18 protein-coding genes are annotated in these 15,092 nt (G+C 71.9%); 7 read left to right on the top strand and 11 right to left on the bottom strand.

The features are described from left to right. Positions 1–4 precede the first annotated feature (4 nt). Together ACGFI7_RS33100 and ACGFI7_RS33105 are read right to left on the bottom strand one after the other, a co-directional pair. Positions 5–2,848 carry a BTAD domain-containing putative transcriptional regulator gene (locus tag ACGFI7_RS33100; RefSeq protein ID WP_393411532.1) on the bottom strand — a complete coding sequence of 948 codons (2,844 nt, stop codon included), beginning with the start codon at positions 2,846–2,848 and terminating at the stop codon, positions 5–7. A gap of 375 nt (positions 2,849–3,223) precedes the next feature. After that, positions 3,224–3,463, bottom strand: coding sequence for an LLM class flavin-dependent oxidoreductase (locus ACGFI7_RS33105; RefSeq protein ID WP_393411534.1), 240 nt, complete (start codon positions 3,461–3,463; stop codon positions 3,224–3,226). Between the two features lie 60 nt (positions 3,464–3,523). On the opposite strand from ACGFI7_RS33105, the gene ACGFI7_RS33110 reads away from it, so the two are divergent. Continuing rightward, a complete protein-coding gene (locus tag ACGFI7_RS33110) occupies positions 3,524–4,045 on the top strand; it encodes an NUDIX hydrolase (protein WP_393411536.1) in 522 nt (173 codons plus the stop codon). A gap of 7 nt (positions 4,046–4,052) precedes the next feature. On the opposite strand, the gene ACGFI7_RS33115 is transcribed toward ACGFI7_RS33110, so the two are convergent. The 3 genes from ACGFI7_RS33115 to ACGFI7_RS33125 form a co-directional block, all read right to left on the bottom strand. Continuing rightward, complete coding sequence (locus ACGFI7_RS33115) at positions 4,053–4,373, bottom strand: DUF6204 family protein (protein ID WP_393411538.1); 321 nt, start codon at positions 4,371–4,373, stop codon at positions 4,053–4,055. A gap of 102 nt (positions 4,374–4,475) precedes the next feature. Beyond that, positions 4,476–5,315 carry a hypothetical protein gene (locus tag ACGFI7_RS33120; protein ID WP_393411540.1) on the bottom strand — a complete coding sequence of 280 codons (840 nt, stop codon included), beginning with the start codon at positions 5,313–5,315 and terminating at the stop codon, positions 4,476–4,478. A gap of 114 nt (positions 5,316–5,429) precedes the next feature. Continuing rightward, a complete protein-coding gene (locus ACGFI7_RS33125) occupies positions 5,430–5,819 on the bottom strand; it encodes a winged helix-turn-helix transcriptional regulator (RefSeq protein ID WP_393411542.1) in 390 nt (129 codons plus the stop codon). Positions 5,820–5,921: 102 nt separating this feature from the next. Here ACGFI7_RS33125 and ACGFI7_RS33130 point away from each other — a divergent pair, with 102 nt between their 5' ends. The 3 genes from ACGFI7_RS33130 (at position 5,922) to ACGFI7_RS33140 (ending at position 7,579) form a co-directional block, all read left to right on the top strand. Beyond that, positions 5,922–6,533 carry an NAD(P)-dependent oxidoreductase gene (locus ACGFI7_RS33130; RefSeq protein WP_393411544.1) on the top strand — a complete coding sequence of 204 codons (612 nt, stop codon included), beginning with the start codon at positions 5,922–5,924 and terminating at the stop codon, positions 6,531–6,533. Positions 6,534–6,614: 81 nt separating this feature from the next. After that, complete coding sequence (locus tag ACGFI7_RS33135; protein ID WP_393411546.1) at positions 6,615–7,049, top strand: hypothetical protein; 435 nt, start codon at positions 6,615–6,617, stop codon at positions 7,047–7,049. Then, positions 7,046–7,579: an SMI1/KNR4 family protein gene (locus ACGFI7_RS33140; RefSeq protein WP_393411549.1), complete on the top strand. Its 534-nt coding sequence runs from the start codon at positions 7,046–7,048 to the stop codon at positions 7,577–7,579. The genes ACGFI7_RS33135 and ACGFI7_RS33140 overlap by 4 nt, the downstream gene beginning before the upstream one ends. 21 nt (positions 7,580–7,600) lie before the next feature. Here the strand turns inward: ACGFI7_RS33140 and ACGFI7_RS33145 are convergent, their stop codons facing one another. Further along, on the bottom strand, positions 7,601–8,515 hold the full coding sequence (locus ACGFI7_RS33145; protein WP_393411551.1) for an RNA polymerase sigma-70 factor: 915 nt from the start codon (positions 8,513–8,515) through the stop codon (positions 7,601–7,603). A gap of 23 nt (positions 8,516–8,538) precedes the next feature. Further along, complete coding sequence (locus ACGFI7_RS33150) at positions 8,539–8,916, bottom strand: DoxX family protein (RefSeq protein ID WP_393411553.1); 378 nt, start codon at positions 8,914–8,916, stop codon at positions 8,539–8,541. Positions 8,917–9,073: 157 nt separating this feature from the next. Between ACGFI7_RS33150 and ACGFI7_RS33155 the strand changes: the two genes are divergently transcribed. Continuing rightward, on the top strand, positions 9,074–10,207 hold the full coding sequence (locus ACGFI7_RS33155; protein WP_393411555.1) for an FAD-dependent monooxygenase: 1,134 nt from the start codon (positions 9,074–9,076) through the stop codon (positions 10,205–10,207). Between the two features lie 10 nt (positions 10,208–10,217). Here the strand turns inward: ACGFI7_RS33155 and ACGFI7_RS33160 are convergent, their stop codons facing one another. From ACGFI7_RS33160 to ACGFI7_RS33175, 4 genes are all read right to left on the bottom strand, one after another. Further along, a complete protein-coding gene (locus ACGFI7_RS33160; protein WP_393411557.1) occupies positions 10,218–10,784 on the bottom strand; it encodes a hypothetical protein in 567 nt (188 codons plus the stop codon). Positions 10,785–10,827: 43 nt separating this feature from the next. Further along, on the bottom strand, positions 10,828–11,028 hold the full coding sequence (locus ACGFI7_RS33165) for a hypothetical protein (RefSeq protein ID WP_393411560.1): 201 nt from the start codon (positions 11,026–11,028) through the stop codon (positions 10,828–10,830). A 63-nt stretch (positions 11,029–11,091) separates the two neighbouring features. After that, positions 11,092–11,679, bottom strand: a complete 588-nt coding sequence (locus tag ACGFI7_RS33170) for a hypothetical protein (protein ID WP_393411562.1) — start codon at positions 11,677–11,679, stop codon at positions 11,092–11,094. 22 nt (positions 11,680–11,701) lie between these two features. Further along, positions 11,702–12,352 (bottom strand): TetR/AcrR family transcriptional regulator, encoded by a 651-nt coding sequence (locus ACGFI7_RS33175; protein WP_393411564.1) that lies wholly within the window; start codon positions 12,350–12,352, stop codon positions 11,702–11,704. Positions 12,353–12,496: 144 nt separating this feature from the next. Between ACGFI7_RS33175 and ACGFI7_RS33180 the strand changes: the two genes are divergently transcribed. After that, entirely contained in the window at positions 12,497–13,876 is a 1,380-nt protein-coding gene (locus ACGFI7_RS33180; RefSeq protein WP_393411566.1) for a glycoside hydrolase family 6 protein, read from the top strand. 100 nt (positions 13,877–13,976) lie between these two features. Beyond that, positions 13,977–15,092: an SMI1/KNR4 family protein gene (locus ACGFI7_RS33185; protein WP_393411568.1), complete on the top strand. Its 1,116-nt coding sequence runs from the start codon at positions 13,977–13,979 to the stop codon at positions 15,090–15,092.

The following is a 15,092-nucleotide window of genomic DNA, read 5'->3' on the forward strand; positions in this document are numbered from 1 at the left end:
CCGATCAGCGCGCTCCCGCGCTCAGGTGCTTGACCGGGGCAGGAGGCCGGGGGAGGTCCTGGGCGAGCAGGGCCGCCAGCTCCTCCTCGGTGAGCAGATGGACGTCACGGAGGATCCGCGCTGACTGGTGCCAGCGCTTCCGCGCCTCGTCCGGACGTCCGAGATCGTGCAGGGTGTCGCCGAGCCCCCACAGGGTGACGGCCTCCAGAGCGCGGGCTCCGGCCTCGTGGTGGAGGCGGGCCGACCTCCGGTATCCGGCTTCGGCCTCGTCGAGCCTGCCGGCGCGCCGGTAGGCGTCGGCCAGCGTGTCGGTCGCCGTCGCCTCGCCGAGTGGGTTGTCGAACTCCGCCCAGATCTCCAGGCTTCGCCGGCTCGCGTCGATCGCGTCGTCCAGCCGGCCCATCCTGATCAGCACCGCGGCTCGGCCGTTGAGAATCATGGCTTCGTAGTCGCGCAGGCCGCCGGCCGTGGCCGTGGCCGCCGCCTCGTCCTGGGTGGCGAGCGCCTCGTCGAAGCGTCCCAGCTTGCCGTAGGTGGTGCCGAGGTTGTGCAGGGTGCCCGCCTTGCGCAGGGGCAGACCTGCTCGATCCCAGCACACGAGAGCACGCTCGAACTGCTCGACCGCGGGCTCCAGGCGGCCCTGGTTCTTGTGGATGGTGCCCAACTGGTTGTGCCCGCGGGCCTGGGCCGCCCAGTCACCGGTGCGGACGGCCACCTGCAGGGCCTGGTGATGGATCTCGGCCAGATCGGCTAACCAGCCTCTGTGGCTGAAGGGCCTGTTGAGAGTGGCGGCGAGTCCCTCCACGGTGCCGGGATCGCCGGTGCGGGTGGTGGCCTGCCGGGCGGCGGCGATGAGGTTGTCGCGCTCCAGCTCGATCCAGTCGATCGCCTCCTGCGGGGTGTCCAGGCGAAGGCCGGGCTGGTCGGCGCGGAGACCTTTGACGATGGGGGAGGTGGGATCGAGCAGGAGGCTGGCCGTCCTGGCCGTGGCGAGGTAGTGGTGCAACGCGCGGCGGGTGGCGGCCGCCCGCTCGCTCTCCTGGACGATGGCGTCGGCCTGTTCGTGGGCGTAGAGGCGGACGAGGTCGTGCATCCGATAGCGGCCCGGCCCCGCCGGTTCGAGCAGCCGGGCGTCCAGGAGGCGGTCCAGGGTGGCCTCCACCATGCGCTCGGGCCGGTCGGCGAGCGCGGCGGTGGCCGCCGGGGTGTGGGTGGGCGTGTCGAGGAGGCCGAGCAGGGCGAACAGGTGGGCGGCGTCCTGCCCGGAGGGCTCCTCCTTGAGGTGATGGAGGCTGACGGCGATGCCGGCGCGGACGGCCAGGTCGGCGTACTCCAGCGTGTCCAGGCGGCGGGTGGCGTCGGCGAGCCGGTCGGCGAGGTAGGACAGCGTCCAGTCGGGGCGGGCGGCCAGTCGCGCCGCCGCGATGCGGAGGGCGAGGGGCAGGCCGCCGCAGAGCCGGACGATCCGCCCGGCGGCCTCCGGCTCGGCGTGGACCCGGCCGGGACCGGCGATCCGGGCCAGCAGCGCGGTGGCGTCGGACGGATCGAGGCCGGGCAGGTTGAGCTGGCCCGCCCCGTCGAGCGAGGTGAGAACCTGCCGGCTGGTGATGACGACCGCACATCCCGGCCCGGCGGGGATGAGCGGGCGGACCTGGCGGGTGTCGAGGGCGTTGTCGAGGATGATCAGCACGTTCCGTGCCGAGGTGAGGGATCGGTAGCGGGCCGCCGCCTCGTCGACCGCGGTCGGCACGGCGGAGCCGTCCAGCCCGAGCGAGCGCAACAGCCGGCCGAGAGCTTCGAGCGGCGACAGCGGCCGGAGCCCGTCGGTGGAGCCGTGCAGGTCGATGTAGAGAACGCCGTCGGTGTAGCGGTCGGCGACGGCGTGCGCCAGGTGGACGGCCAGCGCGGATTTGCCGATCCCGCCGGGACCGCCGATGGCGACGATCGCCGGCGTGCCGGCCTCCGCCCCGGTGAGCGCCTTGTCGAGCCAGGCCAGCTCGACATCGCGGGCGGTGAAGGCGCGGGTGTCGGCGGGCAACTCGGCCGGGGCGGCGGCTGCGTCGCCGAGCACGGCGTCCTGCGCCGGGGCGGTCAGGTCCAGGACGGGATCGCGGGCGAGGATCGCCTGCTGGAGCCGGCGCAGCTCGGCGCCCGGCTCGATGCCGAGCTCCCGGACCATGACGCGGCGGGCGTCCTGGTAGACCCTGAGCGCTTCCGATGACCGTCCGGCGCGATACAGCGCCAGCATCAGCTGCGCATGCGGCCTCTCCCGCAGGGGGTGCGCCTCGATGTGGACTGGCAGATCCGGGATCACCGCGTGGTGGTCGCCCGCCGCCAGCCGCAGATCGACGTGGTCCTCCAGAGCGGTGAGACGTTCCTCCGCCAGGCGGGTGGCCTCGATGTGGGCCCACTCCGCCGACATGCCCGCCAGCGCCTCTCCCCGCCACAAGGCCAGGGCCTGCCGGAACGACCTGTCAGCCGTATGGATCTCTCCCCTGGCCCGGCCGGCCCGCGCCTCGCGCACCAGCCGCATGAACAGGTGAGCGTCGACGTGATCGGCAGGCACGTCCAGGCAGTATCCGCCCGGGGCGGTCACGATGACCTCGTCGAGCGCCCGCGGCGCGAGGAACTCGCGGAGCTTGGACACCACGATGTGGAGCTGTTTCGGCGCCGTCGCCACCCGGCTCTCGCCCCACACGTCGATGAGGAGCTGGTCGGTGGTGACCACGCGACCGGCGCTCAACGCCAGCCGGGTCAGCAGGCCGATCCGCCGGCTGCCGGTCAGCGGCAGCAAGTCGTCGCCCGCCGTCAGCTCCCACGGACCCAGGATGTTGATCCTCAGCGCCATCGCACAACCCCCCGTTGGCAGGACCAGCGTTCATCGGTCATGACCGTTACCTGTTGGAGGGCCCCCTCCGCGATCTCCTGAGCGGCAGGTGACGAACATACCGGAACATAACGCGTGCTGACACGGTCGTTGACTTCCTGGTCGCGTGAGCGAGGCAGCCTGGCCTCAGCGGTCGTCCGATCCAGCCGCCCGGACCTGCTTCCTCCGGCGCCATGCCGTGCCCGTCCACCAGTTCGCGGGTGAAGGATGCGACGGCGGCGGCGTTGTCGACGAGGATCGCGTGTCCGCCCAGAGTGATCGACGGGACCGGCCGGCCGAGCTCGTGGGCGAGCTCGCGTGGGCGTACCACCTTCTCGGCCAGGGCGGCTGCGCTGATCAGGGAGGGCCGAGCGTGACCTCGTCCTCGCCCACCATGGTCGCCTCACCACGGATGAGGCCGGGCAACGCCCGCAACGCTTCGTCGGCCCGGCGACCCCGACCCTGGAGCGGCGCTCCGACCGCACGCCAGAACGGCGAGCCGGGGAAGCCGCCGATCCCGACGCCGAGGGTGACGCGGTCGCCTGAGAGGTGCTGAAGGGTCTGGACCTGCGCGGCGATCCAAGCGGTGGGGCGCATCGGCAGCTGCCGACCACGCTAGGAGCTGAGGCAGAGTGGGGGCGTCAAGAGGAGAGCCACATGACGTCGATCGTTCCCGCCCGTGACGGAGAGCGGATGCCGGCGCACGCGAACGGCCAGGACTGGCAGGTGTCGTGGCATCCTGTCGACGACCCTCAGGAAGGCAGGCCGCACGGAGCCGCCGGCATCTGCGTGACGGCTGCCCATGAGCTGGTGCTGATCAGCCATGACGGCGAGCACTGGGGTTTCCCCGCCGGCCGGCCCGAAGGAACGGAGACCATCGAGGAGACCCTTCGCCGCGAGATGCGCGAGGAGGCGTGCGTCACGGTCGTGGCCAGCCGCCTGCTCGGATATTGCCGGAGCGCATGCGTGCGGGGGCACGAGCTCGGTCTGGTGCTCATTCGCTCCTACTGGCGTGCGGAGGTACGGCTCGAGGAATGGGCGCCGGAGTTCGAGATCCAGCATCGGCGGGTGGTCCCGGGGTCCGAGGCGAAGAGATACGTCCGCGATCCCGTTCCGGCCGCGACCCGGGTGTCTTTCCGTGCCTTGGAGGAGGCGGCGATAGGCGAAGGACACCCGTGAGCGTCGGTCACACCCTGCGTCCCCTGGGGCGGATCTTGATGTCGCGCATGTCGGTCACCGCGAGCCGCAGGATCTCATGCGGATGCCCGTGCGCCTCCAGCGCGGCCATCGCGCCGAGCGCCGCCTCGTCCTGGCCGTCGTCGGGACCCGCCGGCACCTGACAGCGGAAGGTGAAAGCCGTCACGCTCCGGTCGTGGGTGAACGTCCCGGCCTCGGTGTAGGCGGTGCCGCCTGTGGCGAGGACGGCGGCCCGCCCGGCGTCGTCGAGCCCGGTGAACTTCCCTCTGATCGTTACCCTGAACAACTGCTCATTCCTCTCGTACGGCATGGCCGAGCAGGCTGTGGGCTGTTTGGGCCGGCGCTTGCGCGCGCAACCCTCCGCGGATCAGTGGAGTCTATTCCAATTTTGGAGTCCAATGCATTTTTGGCGCTAGTTCCAGACGCCAGGAACCTGGTAGGGCACCTTGCCTTCGAGTCGCCCATGGTCGAGCACGTCGCTCTCCAGGGGCAGCGCGACGGTGACCGGCCGGTCCCAGGCGGAGTAGCGGGTGCTCGACTCGACGCGGAGCACGGAGCCCTTCCAGTGGTGCAGGACGCCCTTGGCCGTAACGCGCTCGACCAGTCCGGCCGAGTCGAGGCGGAGGGTGTAGGAGATGATGCTGACGGGCTTGCCGATCGAGTAGCCGCGATAGCGTGAGGCGAAGGAGTCGGACACCTTGACCAGCTTGTCGGCCTTGATCGTGCCCTTCACCACGCCGCCTCGCCAGGAGGTCCGGTGGGCCAGCAGTGTCTTGAGCGTGGCCGGCTCCAGGATCTCCAGCAGGGGGTTGCTGGTCGGCGGGTCGGTGTGGGAGTAGCGCACCCAGGTCGTGCCTCGCGGCAGCACGCCGGCGAATCGGGGGCCCGAGACGTAGTCGTCGGAGCCTGACGAGATGACCCTCAGGGGCAGCTCCTCCAGGGCGAAGTCCTCGTACATGCCGAGTTTCTTCAGAGCGTCCCTCACCGTCGCGCTGGATCGCAGGCGCTGGGACAGGTCAGAGGCGATCTCGCCGCCCGGCCCGAACCCGACCGTGCCGTCGATGTCCGCGGTGTAGTACACGCCACGACCGTGATCGACTTTCGTGGTGGACACGATGTTCACGCCCTTGCCGCGGGTCAACGCGGCTCGGAGCGCGTTCACCGGGTCGGTTCCGGACGCTGCCTGAACGGGGGCGGCGGCGAGTTGGACCAGGCCCGCGAGCAGGACCGCACCCACGACAGTCCGCTTCATCACGGGCTCCTGAGCTTGATCAGAGGGACGCACCAATCTCGGGCAATCTAGATCATCTGTCAAGCCGAACAGGCCGGAGGTGCGCGGTCATGATCGCTGAGGTCCCCGCATCGACTACGTTTTCCGGCCGCTGCCCGAGGTTCGCAGGACGTACGATTCGCGGGCGTCGAGGAGCTCGTCCCAGTGTTCGGCCGTCCAGGCGCAGGCCACCGCGATCGGCTCGAGCATGCTGCGGCCGAGCGGGGTCAGCGCGTACTCGACATGCGGCGTGGCCGCGGCGTGGACGGTGCGCTCGACCAGGCCGTCGCGTTCGAGGGAGCGCAGCGACTGGGTGAGGACCTTCGGGGTGACGCGGCGCAGCGGCACGCGGAGCTCGGAGAACCGGCGCGGCCCGGATTCGAGGCAGCGGATGATGAGCGGCGCCCATTTGTCGCCGAAGCGGATCGGGTTGAGCGAGGACGGGCACAACTCGTCGAACATGTCGGCGGGCAGGGGTTCCCTCATGACCTCACGATAACCGGTATCCCGGCGGTAACCGGGGTCCCCGATAGCGTCCGGGCAACGGCCGGGCGTCAGGGCTCCGGCCCTGGTGAAAGGGCGATCGGGATGCGCATCGTGGTCTTCGGCGCGGGTGGGCGCGCCGGCCGGCGGGCGGTCGAGGAGGCGCGGCGGCGCGGTCACGAGGTGACCGCGGTGGTGCGTGATCCGGCGCGCCATGGCGACCTGGGGGACGTGCGGGTGGTGGCGGGTGACGTCACCGACCCGGCGAGCGTGCGGCGGGCGGCCGCCGGGCACGACGCCGCCATCAGCGCCGCCGCGGACCTGACCATGTCGCCGCACGACTTCTTCACCGCCTCGGCCCGCGCGCTGGTGGAGGCGGCGGCGCCCCGGCTGGTGGTGGTCGGCCTGGCGTCGATCATGCCGGGGGCGTCCGGGGCTCCCCTGATGGACGAGCCCGGCTATCCCAGCGAGTATCGCGCCTTCTTCCTGGGGCACGCCGCGGGCCTCGCCGAGCTCAGGGCCTCCGACGTGGACTGGACGTACGTGGCGCCCGCGGGCGACTTCGACCATGGCGGCACGCGTACGGGCCGGTACGCGATCGCCGACCACGCCGACGCGACGAGCCGGATCTCGTACGCGGACTTCGCGATCGCGCTGGTCGACGAGGTCGAGGCGCCCCGGCACCCGTGCGCCGCCATCAGCGTCCGGGAGGCATGACGGCCGAGGCGCGATCCGGTCGTGATCCAGAGCTGCCAATCTTGCGCGATGGTTCGCGCATCTTTGACGGCAATCTGCTCAGTGCTCTGGCTCGCGGGGTGCGCGGGCGGCGCGGGGGGCGCGGGGGGCGCGGGGGGCGCGGGGGGCGCGGCGCCGGTCGAGTCCGGATCCGCCGCGTCCCCGGCGCGATCACAGCAGTTTCACGCCACCGAACTCCGGCCCGGCGACTGCATCGAGCCCCTGCCCACGACGTTCACGGTGACCGTCGTGCCGTGCGACGTGCCGCATGCGGCCGAGTTCGCCACCATTTACGTCCTTCCGGATGGGCCGTTCCCTGGCGCGGACATGGCGCGGCTCATGCAGGACGGATGCGGTCCCAGGATGCGCGTCGAGGGCGACGCGATCGGCCTGTGGGGGCTGGGGCCGGCCAAGGAGGACTGGCCCCGGCACAGGACCGTGTACTGCCTGGCCGTGCCTCTGGACGGGGGCAAGACGACGGGACGGGTGGTCAAGTGACGACGTACGGGTCAGGCCGGGGATGGTCCGAGCTGTTCCCGGCGGAGGGACCGAACGCCGGAGACCTGGAACGCGGTCTCCACCCACCGGCCGGCGAGCAGGACGTCAGGCGGCTGGAGGAGCGGCTCGGTGTGGGCCTGCCGCGGAGCTACCGGCAGTTTCTCCTGTTCGCGGACGGCTGGGGTGCCGACGACTACGCGGTGTGGCCGGCCGCGAAGGTCGGCTGGCTCCGTGACCTGGACCCTCATCTGATCGAGGTCTGCTCGCCGCCCGAGGAGGAAGGATCGTCGTGGAGCGTGCCCGACGACCTCTACTTCGTGTACGGGGAAGAGCAGGACTGCGTCAACCTGCGGCCCGAGTACCTTCCTGACACGCTTCTCGTCGGGCGCTGGGACGACGGGGAGTTCCTGCTCAACCCCCGCGTCACGACCCCTGACGGCGAGTGGGAGGCCTGGTACATCGCGCCGTGGCTGGCCGGCGCCATCCGTCACCGATCCTTCTGGGACTTGATGGAGGATCGGATGAGGTGAGGCGCCGCCGGGCGGCCGGGGTCAGCGGGGTGGGCGGCGGATCGCCCGGTCGATCGCCCAGGCGTCGGCCACCGGGCCCACGTGCCCGAGCTTGTCCGGGTTGATCACTGCGCGGATCGTCTGGATCCGCCCTTCGAGCACGTCGAGGACCACGGTGTGGAGCACCCTGCCGTCCCGGTCGCGGAAGATCGCCCCCGGCTGGCCGTTGATCTCGTGGGGTTCACCTGTCACGCCGACGCCGGCCATCCGGGGGAAGGCGGTGGCGAGCAGCCGGGCCACGGTCTCGGCGCCGTTCACGGCCTTGGCCAGTTGCGGGGCTCTGCCGCCGCCGTCGCCGACCATGGACACGTCGGCGGCCAGCAGGGCCCGCAGGGCGGCGACGTCGCCGTCGCGCAGGGCGTCGAGGAAACGGGACGTCAGCTCCGCCCGCTCCTTGCGGTCCGCCTCGAAGCGGGGCCGCCCGGAGGCCATGTGACGCCGCGCCCGCACCAGCAGTTGCCGGCACGCCGCCTCCGAGCGGTCCACGGCCGACGCGATCTCGGGGAAGCCGAAGTCGAACACCTCCCGCAGCACGAACACCGCCCGTTCGAGCGGGGACAGCCGCTCCAGCAGCAGCAGGGCCGCCATCGACACCGAGTCGGCCAGCTCCGCCGACCGCTCCGGATCCTCGTACGGGTCGTCGAGCAGCGGTTCGGGGAGCCACGGCCCGGCGTACTCCTCCCGCCGGACCCGGGCCGAACGCAGCACGTCGATCGAGATCCGGGTCACCGCGGCCGACAGGTACGCACGTACCGACCTGGGCGCGGCGGTGGAGGCCTCGAAGCGTACCCAGGTCTCCTGGACCGCGTCCTCGGCCTCGCTCACGCTGCCCAGGATCCGGTAGGCGATCGAGAACAGCAGCGGCCGTACCGCCTCGAACTCCTCAGCTCTGCTCATACCGGATCCTCCCGCGACGCTTCTCAAAAGGGGACCACCGCGAAGCGGCCCCACGCGATGAACGCCGCGACCGCGAGATAGACCACGTTGAGCCCCACGAGCACGAACTCGCCCCGCCGCCCGTGGGTGATCATCGCGCCGATCATCAGCAGGACCCAGCAGACCGCGGTCACCGGCACCATCACGGGCGCGATGCCGACCAGCGCGGGCAGGATCAAGCCCACCGCCGCCAGCAGTTCGAGGACGCCGAGCGTCTTGACGAAGCCGACGCCGGCGTCGTCGGTCCATCCTCCGCCCTGGGCCGCGGCCAGTTTGTGCTTGGGCACGAACGTCTTGGTGAGGCCGCCACCCAGGGACACCGCCGCCAGCAGGCCGGCGGCGATCCACAAAGCGAGGTTCATCGTTCACTCCTTGACCGATATCGCCGTTCACTCTCTAGACGAGACAGCGACCCCCGCCAGTGACATCACCCAGGGAATGTGGCGGCGTTGTGGAGGTATCGGGCGGGTAGCGTGCAAAACGTCGAACGCGCCGGGCATGACACCTAGCGTCCAGAACATGCAGACAGTGGACGTGCTCGTCGTGGGTGCGGGCCTGGCCGGTCTGAACACCGCCCGGCTGCTCGCGCTACGGGGGCTGAACGTGATGGCGGTCGACCGGCGCAGGTCGCTGTCGGCCGGCATCCGGACGACGGGAATCTTCGTACGGCGCACCCTCGACGACTTCGACCTGCCGGAGCGGCTGCTCGGGCCCGCCATCCGGGACGTGCTGCTGTATCCGCCGTCCCGGCGGTCCCCGATCCGGCTGACCAGTGAGCGCGACGAGTACCGGGTGGCCGACATGGCGGGCGTGTACGAGCACGCGCGGCACGCGGCGGAGTCGGCCGGGGCCCGGGTCGTCCTGGGCGTACGGTACGACGGCCTGTCGGCGGGACGGTCGGTGCGGTTCGTGGGGGCGGAGCCGGTGGGGGCCCGGTTCGTCGTCGGCGCGGACGGGGCCCGCTCCCGGGTGGCCCGGGATCTCGGTCTCGACGTCAACCGGCGCTTCCTGGTCGGGGCCGAGCTGGTCCACCCGATCGCGCCGGGCGCCGCCGCCCCGGCGTTCCACTGTGTGCTGGATCCTCGGGTCGCCCCCGGCTATCTGGGGTGGGTCGTGGACGACGGCCGGCACGCGCACGTCGGCGTCGCGGGCTATCCGGACGCGACGTGCCCCGGCATCCGCCACCTGCTGGACGCCTTCGCCGCGGACGCGCCCGGCCGCCCGGCCCCGGCGGGTCCGGTCGAGCGCCGGGGCGGGCCGATCCCGGTCGGCGGCGTGCTGCGCCGGCTCGTGTGCCCCGCCGGGCTGCTCGTCGGTGACGCGGCGGGCGCGGTGTCCCCGCTGACGGCCGGCGGGCTGGACCCCTGCCTGCGCATGTCGGAGCTGGCCGCCTCGGTGGCCGCCGACTATCCGCGTACGGGGGATCAGCGCGTGCTGGGCCGGTACGACGGAGGCGCGCTGCGCGGCCGGTTCCGCGGCCGCCTGCTGCTGCGCAGGGCGTTCGCCGGCATCCGGTCGCCGGCCGTGGCCGAGGCGGCGGTGGCCGCGCTGCGCGGCGGCGCCGGTCGCGCGCTGGCGGCCCGTGTCTTGTTCGGCGACGGTTCCTTCCCCGACGTCGGCCCACGACTCGACCGGGAGCAGCCCGTACGGTAGAGACGACCCGTCAGCAGTTGACGTCGGCGGTGGTCTTCGGGCGGCCCGAGGCGGGGTCCAGGGCGACGGGGAACGTCCGCCCGTCGTTCACTCGGATCTCGACCGCGTGCGGGCCGGTCCACGTGACCGTGTCGAACCCGTCGCCGGGGTCGTCGTCGTTGAAGCAGCCGAGATGCCACTCCCTGGTGAGCAGCCCGTCGTCCCTGCGGACGCTGAGCCACACCATCGCGTCCGGCCCGAGCCCGGCCGCCGACTGCTGCACGCGGATCCGGTACGGGGCCGGCCCGTCGACGAAGCCGAGCTGTTCGACGGAGCCGAACATCAAGGAGACCGATCCCCCGAGCAGCGCCAAACAGGTGCCCAGCCCGGCGAGGACCATGACCAGGACGCGTAACCACTTCCGCCGCAGTCCGACGGCGGCCCACGCCATCAGCAGGCAGGCCAGCACGCCGAGCGCGAACGGATGGTTCAACTGGTCGTTCAGGAGCACCAGGTCGGAGTCGTGGAACAGCACCAGGGCCGCGAGCCCGCCCACGCAGAGCGAGAGGATCAGCAACACGACGGAGCGGACAGGCATCACGGATCCTCTCGATGCGGCCCCGCGGCGATCGACCGCGGGATCACCGGGGCGTACGGCGGGCGAGATCTTCGACCGCGAGGACGACGGCGGTGACGAGACAGCCCAGGCCGATGCCGACCAGCCCGAGCACCAGCACCGTCGCGCCCGTGAGGACCGCGCAGCCGCCCACGAGAAGGAAGAACCATCCGAGGACGACGAGAGTCCGGGCTCCACTGCCACGTGTCCGGGTGTCGCGCTTCAACGGTCGTCCTCACGTCCGGCGTTCAGGGCATGGCACACGATAACGATCTCCGCCGGTGGTGGGCTATGCGGCCGAGGAGATTCCCAGGTGTTCGTCGAGGGCTGAGACGAGCGGCTGCGCGACCTCCGGAAGCGTGGCCTCGGCCCAGTCGCCGGCGAGGTCGAGGAACCCGGCGAGGTGCGCCTGGGCGGTGGTGAGCAGGCTGGAGAGCTCGCCGCGGGTGAGCTCGACGGGTGTGGCCTCGTCGTCCTGGCGGAGGTGGATGACGTCCCCCGTGTGCGTGATCTGAGGCGTGGGGTCGTGGCCGAGCCAGATCTCCTGCCCTCGGGTCGCGTCCCACCAGCTCCGCCACTCTTCCAGGCCGAAGCAGCAGCCGGGGGAGACGACGACGCCGGTGACGGTGTCGTGGAAGCGCAGCCCGCCCGGGGCGGTCAGGGCGCCGGCGTCGGCGAGATGCTGGTCGAGGGCGGCCGGGGTCAGGTAGGTCGGGAGGCCGTTGTAGCTGACGACGACGGCCATGGCCAGGGCGACCTCGGCGGGGGACATCCGGCCCGAGAGCGTGAGCAGGTGGTCGCCCGGCGGCTCCGCGATCGGCCAGGCGGTGAAGTCCACCGCGTCGTAGGTTTCCAGGACGGCGTCGACGATGACCATGCCCGCAAGTATCCAGCGGCCGTCACTCCTGGCGCGGCGGCTCCGCCCGTACGGCGTAGTTCAGGACCCGGTCGCCGAGCAGGCTCTCCACGACGTCCAGGAGGTTCAGGACGGCGTCGGCGATCGCGTCGGGGTCGTCGCCCGCCGCCGTCCGTCCGCCGATCTCGCTCATGATCAGCGCGTGCAGGCCGCCCAGCTGCCAGGCGACCGCGCGGGGGAGCGGGTCGTCCCGGTACGTGCCGGTCTCCTCGGCCAGCACGACCGCCAGCGCTTCCGTCATCCGGCGGCCGAGGTCCTCCAGGCGGGCGGTCAGCGTGGGCGCCGCGCGCATCATCTCCAGCACGCGGCCGAATCCGGGGGAGAGCCCGACCCGGCGTTCGCGGGTGCGCACCTCCTCGCGCAGGCGGGCGAGCACCGCGGCCGCCGCCGACTCGCCCGGCCCGCGCTGCCGGACGATCTCGGCCAGCCGGTCAGGGGACGCCTCCTCCGGCGGCAGGACCAGGTCTTCCTTGGCGTCGAAGTAGTTGTAGACCGTGTTGACCGACACCTCGGCCGCCGCCGCGACCTCGGCGATCGTCACCTGCTCGAACCCGCGTTCCACGAAGAGGGCCACGGCCGTGTCGGAGATGCGCTGCCGGGTCTGCCGTTTCTTGCGTTCCCGCAGTCCGTCCATGGGTGCAACCTACTGGGAAATTGGGGCTCACTCCACTTTTGGCCGCCGGGCGTGATGGTGACTTTTCACGACTTGTCACGAAATTTGTGGATCTCTGTGATATTGGAGCCGCGAGCTTCAGGACACCCGGAAGGGAAGTACTCCGTGCGACTGTTAACCCGCGTGATCGCGGTGGCCACGGCCATGACCGCGCTGTCGGCTGCCCCCGCCGCCGCGGCGCCCCAGCTGGTGGTCAACGGCACGTTCGCCGCCGGCACCGCGCCCTGGTGGAACTCGGCGAACACCTCGATGGCCGTCGACACGGGAAGGCTGCGCGTCGGCGTGACCGGCGGCACCGCCAACCCGTGGGACGCGATGGTGGCCCAGAACGACATCCCCCTGACCCAGGGCAGGTCGTACACCCTCTCGTTCGACGCCTCGGCCTCGGCGGCCGTCACCGCGGTCACCACCGTGCAGCTGGGCGACGCCCCGTACACCAACACGCTGACCAGGTCGATCGCGCTCTCCACGACGAGCAAGCGCTTCAGCTTCCCCTTCACCTCCGGCCTCGGCACCCCGACCGGGCAGGTGACGTTCCAGCTCGGCAGGAACGCCGGGTTCAGCTTCTTCCTCGACAACGTCTCGCTGACCGAGCAGGGCGGCGGCTCCGGGCCGGTCGAGCTGACGAACGGCTTCTACGTCGACCCGAACTCCAACCCGGCGACCTGGGTGCGCGACAACTCCGGCGACTCACGGGCGGCGCGCATCCAGTCGTCCATCGCGTCCAGGCCGATGGCCCGCTGGGTCGGCGGCTGGAGCGGTGACGTCGGCGCCGTCGTCTCCTCCTACGTGTCCGCGGCGGACGCGGCCGACAAGCTCCCGGTCCTGGTCGCGTACAACATCCCGGGCCGCGACGCGTGCGGCGGGCACTCCGGCGGCGGGGCGGGCAGCGAGGCCGAGTACCGGGCGTGGATCTCCGCGTTCGCGTCCGGCATCGGCGACCGGCCCGCGATCGTGATCATCGAGCCCGATTCCCTGGGCGACTTCGCCTGCATGGACGACGCCGCCGTCCAGGCGCGCAACCGGATGCTCACGTACGCGACGGAGCAGCTCCGCGACCGGGCCCCCAACACCTGGGCCTATCTCGACGCGGGCAACGCCGGCTGGGTGCCGGCCGGGACGATGGCGACGCGGCTCGGCAACGCGGGCGTCCGCAACATCCGCGGCTTCGCGGTGAACGTCTCGAACTACTACACGACGCCTCAGTCGGCCACGTACGCGTCCAACGTCAACAGCGCTCTGGGCGGCGGCGCGAAGTGGGTGATCGACACCAGCCGCAACGGCAAGGGCTCCAACGGCGAGTGGTGCAACCCGGTCGGCCGCCAGATCGGCACGCCGCCGCAGCTCGGCGGTGACGGCGGTACGGAGATGCTGCTGTGGGTGAAGATCCCCGGCGACTCCGACGGCAACTGCGGCATCGCCCCCGACTTCCCGGCCGGCCAGTTCAGCCCGGCCCTCGCCATCCGCCTCATCGACGGCACCTGATCCCGGAGAGGCCCGTCCGGCCGTCCGGGCGGGCCTCGGTACGGGGAAGCCGTGCCGGTTTCGAGCGCTGGACGAATCGATTCCGGATAATCTGCCGGACGTGCGGCGATTGATCACTTCTCGTGGGGTTTGGCTTGCGCTGTCGGCTGCCGTCGCGGCGGCGGTGGTCGTGCTGCTCGTGCGTTCCCGTACGAGGCCGGTCGAGACGACCGAAGCGGCTGTCGAGCCCCCGCCCCCGAAGGCCGAGGCGCCGTGGCCGCCCGCGCCGATCCTCGGCACCCCCACGGCGGAGGACCTGGAGCGTTACGCGCCCAGGCCGAGCGTCTTCGACCGCCCGGCGGTGGCCAGGTTCCTGGAGCCGCGCGAACCCAGGCCGCCGCTGGACCCGCCCACCCGGCGCACGCTGACCCGCTGGGCCGTCGCCGGGATCGCGCTGCTCGTGCTCGCCGGCGGCACCTATCTGATGGAGTCCGCGGTCTTCTCGAAGGAACCGGCCCAGCCGATCGTGGCTCCGCGCCTCGACTCGATGGCGGACGACGCCTTCCTCATGCTGTCCGAGGACCAGGGGGAAGGGCCCGAGACGCGTCCCGACGCCGACTGCCTGCCGGCGCCCGCGACCCCGCGCGTGCGTGCGGTCGACCCGAAGGTGACCCGGGCCGTGAACCGGCAGTGGCGGCGGATCGAGACGTGGCTGCGGGCCAACGCGCCCGAGAGCTACCGCGCGCTGGGCCGGCCCGCGAAGGCGCGGACCATCGCGGTGGCGGAGGCGCAGATGGGCCTGCGCTTCCCCGACGACCTGAGGGCCTCGCTGCTGCGGCACAACGGGGCCGGCGTGCTGGAGGGCACCCGGGGGTTCGGCTTCCTGGACACCGGGAGCATGAGCGTCAGGGAGATCCGCGACGCCTGGCGCGCCCTGTGCGGCACCGACGACGCCGACGGCACCGGGGACCCGCGGACGGAGTGGTGGGACGGGCGCATGATCCCCTTCGGCTCCGACGACCAGGGCGGCCACCTCGTGGTCGACTCGGTGCGGCGTGATGTCGGTCACACCGACGGCGCGGGCGGCCTGGACTTCCGGCCGGCGGACGTCGAAATCCGCTCGCACCACGCGCTGCTGCGGGCCACCGCCGACGCCCTTGAGACCGGCGGCGCCGTCGGCTACTTCAGGCCCAGGGCGGTCGACGGCCGGCTCACGTGGCAACCGATCCCGGCCTGA

It is taken from the genome of Nonomuraea sp. NPDC048826 (assembly GCF_043198225.1).
Taxonomy (GTDB): domain Bacteria; phylum Actinomycetota; class Actinomycetes; order Streptosporangiales; family Streptosporangiaceae; genus Nonomuraea.